General features: G+C 67.5%; 1 protein-coding gene. It reads left to right on the top strand.

Annotation, left to right across the window (positions count from 1 at the left end; genetic code table 11):
• Positions 1 to 326, top strand: a 326-nt coding sequence (locus SB754_RS19630; protein ID WP_410784073.1) for an ATP-binding cassette domain-containing protein, incomplete at both ends; no start/stop codon positions are given.

Raw genomic sequence — 326 nt, 5'->3', positions numbered from 1 at the left:
CGTCTCGTTCACCTACCCCGGCGCCGAGCAGCCGATCCTGTCGCACGTCACCTTCCGGGCCGATCCGGGCGAGACGGTCGCGATCATCGGTTCCACCGGATCCGGAAAGACGACCCTCGTCTCGCTGATCCCCCGCCTCTTCGACGCGACCAGCGGATCCGTAAGCGTGCAGGGCGTGGACGTCACGCGCGCCGACCTCGATGAGCTGTGGAAGGGCATCGGCCTCGTACCCCAGCGCCCCTTCCTCTTCTCGGGCACGATCGCATCGAACCTGCGTTTCGGGCGCGAGGACGCCACCGATGAGGAGCTGTGGAAGGCGCTCGAGA

Origin of the sequence: Leifsonia sp. SIMBA_070, assembly GCF_046534635.1 — a bacterium.
Lineage (GTDB): Bacteria > Actinomycetota > Actinomycetes > Actinomycetales > Microbacteriaceae > Leifsonia.
The sequence above is the reverse complement of the archived record's forward strand: the minus strand, read 5'-3'. Positions and strand labels throughout refer to the sequence as shown.